Source organism: Anaerolineae bacterium, assembly GCA_016931895.1.
Classification (GTDB): domain Bacteria; phylum Chloroflexota; class Anaerolineae; order 4572-78; family J111; genus JAFGNV01.
The window spans coordinates 1-8,182 of record JAFGDY010000048.1; the positions used below are offsets into that span (position 1 = coordinate 1).

Genomic DNA, 8,182 nt, shown 5'->3' on the forward strand with positions numbered 1-8,182 from the left:
CCCGGCCGAGGCGCGCCGCCTCAGTTTCCGCGCCCTGGATATTGAGCAGATCGGCCACGTGTACGAGAGCCTGCTGGATCACACCGCTGTCCGCGCCGACGAGCCGGTGCTGGGGCTGGCCGGAACCCGCGACAAAGAGCCGGAAATTCCCCTGCCCGCGCTGGAGGCGTTTTGGCTCAACCCGGCGCAGCCGGAGCAGGGCGTCAAAGAAAAAGAACTGCTGGACTTTTTGCAGGAGCAAACGGGCCGCTCGACCAGCGCGCTCAAAAAAGCACTGCCGCCTGCGACCCCACCGCCCGACCTGCCGCGCCTGGCCAAACTCCGCGCCGCCTGCGGCAACAACGATGCCCTGTACGCGCGCGTGCTGCCCTGGGCCAACCTGGTGCGCGACGACGATTTTGGCCAGCCCGTGGTCATCCCCGCCGGCAGCGTGTACGTGACCGCCGGCACCGAGCGCCGCGCCACCGGCACCCACTACACGCCCAAGGCCCTCACCGAGCCGATTGTGCAGCACACCCTGGAACCGCTGGTTTACACCGGCCCCGCCCAGGGCCGGCCCCGCGAGCAGTGGCAACTCCGCCCCGCCGCTAACCTGCTCAACCTGAAGGTGTGCGATATGGCCATGGGCTCCGGCGCGTTTTTGGTGCAGGCGTGCCGCTATCTATCGGAGCGTCTCGTCGAAGCGTGGGCCGAAGCTGAAAAACAGGTGCAAGCTAGAGCCGCAAAACGTAAAGGCGTAAAGGGCGAGGCTGTAGCGGACGCCGTTCACAATTCGTCATTAACCATTCACAATTCACCATTTGTAACGCCCGAAGGCCAGCCCGCCACCGGCGACCCTGGCGAGCAGATCATCCCCGCCGACCCCGATGAGCGCCTGCTGCTGGCCCGCCGCCTAGTGGCCGACCGCTGCCTGTACGGGGTGGACAAAAACCCCCTGGCCGTGGAAATGGCCAAGCTCTCCCTGTGGTTGATCACGCTGGATAAAAACCGGCCCTTTACCTTTTTAGACCACGCCCTCAAATGCGGCGACTCCCTGGTAGGCGTGAACCTGGCGCAACTGTTGCATTGGAACCTGGAAGCCGCCGGCGCGCAGCCCCTGTACGCCGACACCATCCGTACCGACCTGAACCGGATGGTCAGCCTGCGCCGCCAACTGGCCGCCCTGCCGGTGAACACCATAACCGATCAGGCCCACAAGGCTCACCTGCTGGCCAAAGCCGAGGCCGTGGCCCACAACCTGAAACGCGGCGGCGATATGTTGATTGGCAGCTATTTTAACGACCTGCCCGCCGGGGAGCAGCAAGACCTGCGCGATGCCCTGCTGCTGGCCTTTAACGCAGGTAAAGACGTGCCGCCCGACCGCGCCCCTGCCAGGCCAACTTGCCGCAGGGCCTGCGCCCCTTCCACTGGCCGTTGGAATTTCCAGAGGTGTTTTTGGACGAAGGCCGCAGCGGATTTGATGCGTTTGTGGGCAATCCACTGTTTATTGGTGGACGGCGTATTCGTGAAACTCTTGGGGACAGTTATCGCGAGTTGCTTTATGAAGTTTACCCAGGGTCTAGCGGGAATGCAGACTACAGCGCATTTTTCTTTCTTAGAGGTTATAACCATCTACAATCGAGAGGAACATTGGGGCTAATTGCGACAAATACGATTGCCCAAGGTGATACTAGACAGACTGCCTTAGATGCAATCAGTAACCATGGTGGGATAATCTATAACGCGACCAATAGTCAACCTTGGCCCGGAATGGCGGCTGTAATCGTAAGTGTAGTACACATTGCAAAACACCTAAATAACTTGTTGTTACTACTAGATGGAAGACAAGTAAAAAACATATCCAGTGCGTTGGATACAAGCAAAGTTACTGGTGATCCACATATACTTAACCAAAATGAAGGTAGAAGCCACATGGGAACTAATGTGGTCGGTGTTGGTTTCATAATTCCACCAGAGGAAGCTGAGAAACTAATCGCAAAGAATCAGAGCAATAAGGATATTTTGTTTCCTTTCATCAATGGACAAGACTTAAATACTAGCCCTACCCAATCCCCAAGCCGTTGGATCATTAATTTCTTTAACTGGCCTCTAGATAAGGCAGAGGCTTATCCAGGTTGTATGGCAATTGTGCGCGAAAGAGTTTACCCTGAGCGAATAAAAAAGAAAGGCAGTTACGCAAAACTATGGTGGCAATACGGAAGGCGGCAAGACAAACTCTATGAAGCTATCGCTCCCCTAAATAGAGTCCTAATTGTAGCTCAGACTAGCAAAACTCTGGCTTTTGTCTTTGTTCCAAAAGGTATGGTCTACTCACACGCAACAATATTATTCGCTTTTGATGAAAACAGATATTTTTCATTGCTGCAATCAAGTTTTCATACCTCGTGGGTACTATGTTATGGATCAACTTTAAAGGGAGATGCTCGGTATATTCCAACCGATTGTTTCCAAACCTTCCCCTTCCCCGATTCCGACCCTGCCGCCCCCAACTCTGAACTCGACGCCATCGGCAAAACCTACCACGAACACCGCCGAAAATTATGCTCACCCGCCAGGAAGGGCTGACCGCCACCTACAATCGCTTCCACAACCCGGAAGAAACCGCGCCGGACATCGTAAAATTGCGGGAACTGCACGTGCAAATGGACACCGCCGTCGCCGCGGCCTACGGCTGGGCTGATCTTGACCTGGCCCACGATTTCCACGACACGCCCCAGGGCCTGCGCTTCACCATTAGCGAGACCGCTCGCCGGGAGGTGCTGGGGCGCCTGCTGGAACTCAACCACCGGCGCTACGAGGAAGAAGTGCTGGCGGGGCTGCACGAGAAGGGGTCGAAGGGCAAACGGAAGGAAAAGAAGAAGGCGGATGACGGCGGGCAGATGTTGTTGTTTTAGCTTTTGCAAATGTCAAAAGGAAGTGTTGTATGGCCAAAAGTAAACGAAACCCAAAGCAAAAAAAACCATTTGTTCTCAAAAAACAGGACAATAATTGGATCGATCAGGCTAATGCGCAATTAAGGCGGCAAGATTATCAAGGATTGGTCCAAACTTGCCGGCGTGTTCTGCACGACGCGCCGGCCAAATCTCAAAAACGCGCCGACGCGCTTGAATATTTAGCCAGCGCTTACACCATGCTCAGCCAATTTGAAGAGGCCTACCAAGCCCTGTCGCAAGCGTTGGAAATCAAGCCGCAATATGCCCACTTGTGGTACAATCGTGGCTTGACCGGCCGCTACACCATGCGTCTGGTGCAGGCGACGCGAGACTTTGAAAAAGCGGTGGAACTGGAAACAGACCCCACGCAGCGTACAAAATTCACCGAAATTTTAGCTCAAACCCGGGAAATGGCCGAAAGCGAGCGCGCCCTGCGCGGGCCGGGTTTTACCCTGGAACAACTGGAGGAGCAGCAAGAGTTGTTTGAGCGCGGCATTCAACTGATGCGCCGGGAAAAATGGGCCGCAGCGGAGCAAGCCTTCCGCCGGGTCATTGAAATGGGTGAGTGCCTGCCCCAACCGCGGGGCAACCTGGGCCTGACCTTGCTGATGCAAAAGAAGTATGATGAAGCCGAAGCCGCCTTCAAGCGGGCGCTGGACATTGATCCTGATTACGACCTGGCCAAACAGAACCTGGCCAGTCTTCCCCTAACCCGCCAAACAGGTCATACGCCGGCCCTGGCTCTCAGAGAACCCTTTGCCAATGTCAACAACATCAGCTTAACCGTTCAATTGCCGGAGGATGATGAATGACTGAAGACCCCTATTTAGAAATGGTTTACGAGCATTGGGAAGACATCTTGAAATGGTATAACTTGTTTGTCGCCAAAAGGCCGGTGATGCTGTTTGATGTGCAGGAACAGAGGATATATGCCTATCCGTACAAAGAGTTCAAGGAAGATATGAATCAACGCTCTCAAGCTATTTTACAAGATCAGTATCGGAGGGCGCAGCGCAACAATCAGATGGTTGTTTTTGTCAGAGACAACAATGAAGAGAAGCTGGTTTCTTACAGTCTGGATCTTGCTTGACCTGGTATTGAACTTATCAGATTTGCCTTAAGAGAAAGTAACACGATGGCAAAACGAAAGAAAAGACCCCCCAAACCAAAGCAGCAGAAGGGTAAATTATAATGAGTTGGCAACCTTCTAACGAACCCGTCCGCTATGACCGGGCGCGGGTCGCTCAGCTAAGCCCCATTGAAACGGAAATCAAGAAACTGAACCTGCCCCTTATTCGTTTTCGCAAGTTAAACGGCATTCTCGGCGCAGTGGAGATGCAAATTGAAGATGGCGGCGACAACCCGGAGGTCAATAAGCTGCTGCTGGATGCGCTGCGAGCCGGAGTTTTGCACCAGGTAAACCGGCGGCAGGCCAGGGGTACGCTGCGGGCCATCGATGCCTTTGAACAGGCCGAAGCCAAACGGTGGGAACAGATCAAAGCAGGCACGCTGCCTCCTATCCAACTGGACCCGGATGAAAAGCTTGATGACCTGATACAGGAGGGGTATACCTTAATCTACGAACAGCGGCAAGAAGCGCTGGGGTGTGATCGCTGGCTGGAAGCCTGGGAAATCATCAAACAAATGGCAACCTCGGATATGCGTTCGATTGACGATTTTGACCGGGCCTATCCGCTGACCCAATCTCTCTTCAATTGGGCCGGCGATATGGAAATGGAACTGCACAATGCCGGGCGAGACGCCCCCCACTACAACGAACAGCGGATACGTTTTGTTCACGAGTTTTTAGCCCAGTTTCCCAATGTAGACGATAATCGCTATCTCAATTTACGGCGGGCGGAAGGCGAGGCCCTGTGGGACTTGGGGCGACAAGACGAAGCGGAAGCGGTCTACCGGGCGCTGGTTGAAAAGCTACCCGACGAAGGCTGGGCCTATATCGGCTGGTCAGACCAATATTATCTATGGCAGCAATCGGTCAAAGATTACCAATCAGCCGAGCCTATTCTCCGGCAAGCCCTGGCTCGACCTGCACTTAAAGATAGAGCCGATGTTCTGGACCGGCTGGTGAACTTATACGAGGAGTGGGGCAAACCGGACAAGCAAGCCCCCATCCTGGCCGAACTTGAGGAAATCAGGGGGAGCAAGGTACTCCCCCGGAAACTCAAGCCTCCGCCGGTTATGGGTAAGCTGTCTCAGTTGTTTGGCGCTTCAACGCCTAAGCCGCCAAAACCTGACCGGGCCAAAAAATTAAAACGTAACGATCCCTGCTGGTGCGGCAGTGGAAAGAAGTACAAGAGTTGTCATATGAAAAGTGACAAGAAATGATAGTATTTCCTGAAATGGAGCCGGATAATGTATGATATAGCCGACATTCCCACCATCCCCGATCAGGCCCAACGGCTGGCAGAAGTCACCGTGGATTGTTACGGCCAGTACGAAGAACTCGCGGCCATAGAAGTCTACCTGACCGACGCCGTTCACTATCCCTTTGCCGCCACCTGGCGCGACCCCGACGAGCCGGGCCACGCCGAACCTGTCACCGTACTGGGGCTGGCCGCCACCGATGAGCGCCGGGGCGTTTTGCTAAACGTAGAGCGCGGCGGCAAACCACGCCGGATTGTGGCCGATCAGGTTTGGGCAGACGACGAAAGCAGCGCCAACGCCGTTGTGCTGAATGATTATCGTTACTGGGTGGATGATCTCAATGGGCTGACGCCCGGCTTTGGTTGAGCGAAAGGTAAAACAATGCCCGACAAACTCAAGGAAACAATCCCCTCCCCGCTCGAACTGCGAGCCAAACTGGAAGAAATGGTCCGAGCCGACTTGCTTGGCCCGGCGGGCGGCCCGGAAGAAATTGTAGACGAGCGCAATGTCCGTGATAGATACATCGTCGGCCGCCTGGCCCCACGCGGCCAGCGCATTGTGCCCGATGAGCAGGACGATCTGGCCGTGGATGGTGACGCCGATAGTCAGGACGGCAAAACCGAATCCGGGCTGGCTCAAGCGGTCACCATCTATCCTTCTTCGCTGGGCCTGACCTTCACGGTGGACGGCAACGCCGAAGCCATTGAAGTCACGGCACGCTGGGGGCAGTATAAACGGGTGCAAGCCGAAACGATCTCCGCCTATCAGGGCCATTCAAGAGTGGTCTGGCAGCGCAGTCCGGTGGAGGCGGTCTCGCCCCCCATTCCCCTGCAACCAGGCGAACTGGGCCCCTGGCATCCTGATCCAGAAAATGAAGATGTTTACGCGCGCGGCCTGTGCCGCCGGCGCGACGATGCCTGGACCATCACCCTGTTTCTGGTTAATGCCCAGCGGGAGCCAAAGGTGCGCAAGGATGAAGCTTGGCTTTTTCAGCCGGAACTGGTGGTGGCCGCGCCGGATAACGCGCCTATTTTCGTAAAAAGGCAACTACCGCCGGAATTGAACACCCACGAGCCGGAAGACCGGGTGATGCAAATGCTCTACCGCCGGCAGGTGGAATTTGCCGTAGGACATAACACCGGCGTTCACGTTGAACCGGCCCCCGACCGGTGGAATCGGGCTACCGCCGTCCGTACCGAAGTGATTCCCGCTTATGAAGTGGAGCGAATGGACCCGCCTGCGCTGGCCGACGTCCCTGAACTTGGCCAGGCGGTATTCGATATGAAAACCCTGGCCGAAACCGAACTGGGCAACTTCTCCACCGCCATCGCCCCGTTGACCACCGCCTACGAAAACTGGATTAAAACGCAAGAAACCCGCCTCGCCCAACCCACCCCGGATTTGCAGCCCTACCTGGCCGACGGCCAACAGACCCTCAACAACTGCCGCGAAGCCCTGGCCCGTATTCGCGCCGGGCTGGCGCTGTTAGACGAAAACCCCCAGGCCGCCGATGCCTTTCAGTTTGCCAACCGGGCTATGTACCTGCAGCGCATTCGCTCTATTTACGCCCGTCTGGTTCGTCAAGGCCAACAGCCAGACCTGGCCCAAATTGACCAGCCCCAAAACCGAAGCTGGCGACCCTTCCAGTTGGCCTTTGTTTTGCTCAACCTGCCGGGGCTGGTGGACCCCACCCATCCCGACCGCAGCGATGCCACCGGCGCGCTGGCCGACCTGCTCTGGTTCCCCACCGGCGGCGGTAAAACCGAGGCTTACCTGGGCGTGGCCGCCTTTACCATGGCCCTTCGCCGCTTGCAGCCTGAACTCGGCGGCTTGTCCGGCCAGGCCGGGGTGGCCGTACTCATGCGCTACACTCTGCGGCTGTTAACGTTACAGCAATTCCAGCGCGCTACCGCCCTCATCTGCGCCTGCGAAATCATCCGCCGGGAAAATCCGGCGCAGTGGGGGATCAAGCCGTTTCGCATTGGCCTGTGGGTAGGCCAAAGCAGCACGCCCAACTGGACCAAGGACGCCGCCGAAGCCATCAAAAAAGACCACGATCTGGGTTGGGGTGGGGGCAGGGGCGGCGGCGGCACGCCCCACCAAATCACCAACTGCCCCTGGTGCGGCCAACCGATCAATCCCGGCAAAAATATTGTGGTTGAAACCTACGAGCAAGGCCGGGGCCGTACCTTCCAGTTTTGCAGCGATAAATTGGGCCAATGCCCCTTCAGCCGCCGCCAATCGCCGGATGAAGGGCTGCCCATTGTGGTGGTAGATGAAGAGATTTACCGTCGCCTGCCCACCTTGCTCATCGCCACCGTGGATAAATTTGCCCAAATGCCCTGGAAAGGGGCTACCCAGATGCTTTTTGGCCGGGTCAGTGGCTACTGCCCGCGCCACGGCTATCGCTCGCCGGAAGTTGATGATGCCGACAGCCATCCCAAAAAGGGTGGATTGCCTGCCTGCAAAACGCAAGCCATTGGGCCGCTGCGCCCGCCCGATTTGATCATTCAGGACGAACTGCACCTCATCAGCGGGCCGCTGGGCACACTGGTCGGCCTGTATGAAACCGCGGTGGATCGCCTGGCTACCTGGGAACTCAACGGCGCCAAGATAAGGCCCAAGGTAATTGCCTCAACGGCCACCATTCGCCGGGCGCGGCACCAGGTCAATAGCCTGTTCCTGCGCCAGGTAAAAATCTTTCCCCCCGCCGCTTTGGATGCCGATGATAACTTCTTCTCTCGCCGTCGTCCCTCGAGCAACGAGGCTCCGGGCCGGCATTACATTGGCATTTGCGCCTCCGGTACCCGGCTCAAATTGGTGTTGATCCGGGTTTATGTGGCCTATCTGGCCGCCGCCCAAAA

At 56.7% G+C, this 8,182-nt stretch carries 8 protein-coding genes; all 8 read left to right on the top strand.

Features of this window, described 5'->3' with window-relative positions:
* A partial coding sequence (locus tag JW953_04205) for a hypothetical protein (GenBank protein MBN1991880.1) occupies nucleotides 1–1,639 on the top strand: 1,639 nt, incomplete at its 5' end.
* Nucleotides 1,630–2,565, top strand: a complete 936-nt coding sequence (locus JW953_04210; protein ID MBN1991881.1) for a hypothetical protein — start codon at nucleotides 1,630–1,632, stop codon at nucleotides 2,563–2,565. The genes JW953_04205 and JW953_04210, both read left to right, overlap by 10 nt.
* Complete coding sequence (locus JW953_04215; protein MBN1991882.1) at nucleotides 2,541–2,894, top strand: hypothetical protein; 354 nt, start codon at nucleotides 2,541–2,543, stop codon at nucleotides 2,892–2,894. The genes JW953_04210 and JW953_04215 overlap by 25 nt, the downstream gene beginning before the upstream one ends.
* A 29-nt stretch (nucleotides 2,895–2,923) precedes the next feature.
* Nucleotides 2,924–3,745, top strand: coding sequence for a tetratricopeptide repeat protein (locus tag JW953_04220; protein MBN1991883.1), 822 nt, complete (start codon nucleotides 2,924–2,926; stop codon nucleotides 3,743–3,745).
* Entirely contained in the window at nucleotides 3,742–4,023 is a 282-nt protein-coding gene (locus tag JW953_04225) for a hypothetical protein (protein MBN1991884.1), read from the top strand. The genes JW953_04220 and JW953_04225 overlap by 4 nt, the downstream gene beginning before the upstream one ends.
* Before the next feature lie 1,109 nt (nucleotides 4,024–5,132).
* The gene (locus JW953_04230) at nucleotides 5,133–5,279 is read left to right on the top strand and encodes an SEC-C domain-containing protein (GenBank protein MBN1991885.1); all 147 of its coding nucleotides are present in this window, start codon (nucleotides 5,133–5,135) and stop codon (nucleotides 5,277–5,279) included.
* A gap of 27 nt (nucleotides 5,280–5,306) precedes the next feature.
* Nucleotides 5,307–5,684 carry a hypothetical protein gene (locus JW953_04235; protein MBN1991886.1) on the top strand — a complete coding sequence of 126 codons (378 nt, stop codon included), beginning with the start codon at nucleotides 5,307–5,309 and terminating at the stop codon, nucleotides 5,682–5,684.
* Between the two features lie 15 nt (nucleotides 5,685–5,699).
* Nucleotides 5,700–8,182, top strand: a 2,483-nt coding sequence (drmA, locus tag JW953_04240; GenBank protein MBN1991887.1) for a DISARM system helicase DrmA, incomplete at its 3' end; no start/stop codon positions are given.

Bases quoted from the DNA above. Each gene is read 5' to 3' on its own strand.
- JW953_04225 (MBN1991884.1), top strand. From the start codon at position 3,742: ATGACTGAAGACCCCTATTTAGAAATGGTTTACGAGCATTGGGAAGAC.
- JW953_04220 (MBN1991883.1), top strand. From the start codon at position 2,924: ATGGCCAAAAGTAAACGAAACCCAAAGCAAAAAAAACCATTTGTTCTC.
- JW953_04235 (MBN1991886.1), top strand. From the start codon at position 5,307: ATGTATGATATAGCCGACATTCCCACCATCCCCGATCAGGCCCAACGG.
- JW953_04230 (MBN1991885.1), top strand. From the start codon at position 5,133: ATGGGTAAGCTGTCTCAGTTGTTTGGCGCTTCAACGCCTAAGCCGCCA.
- JW953_04215 (MBN1991882.1), top strand. From the start codon at position 2,541: ATGCTCACCCGCCAGGAAGGGCTGACCGCCACCTACAATCGCTTCCAC.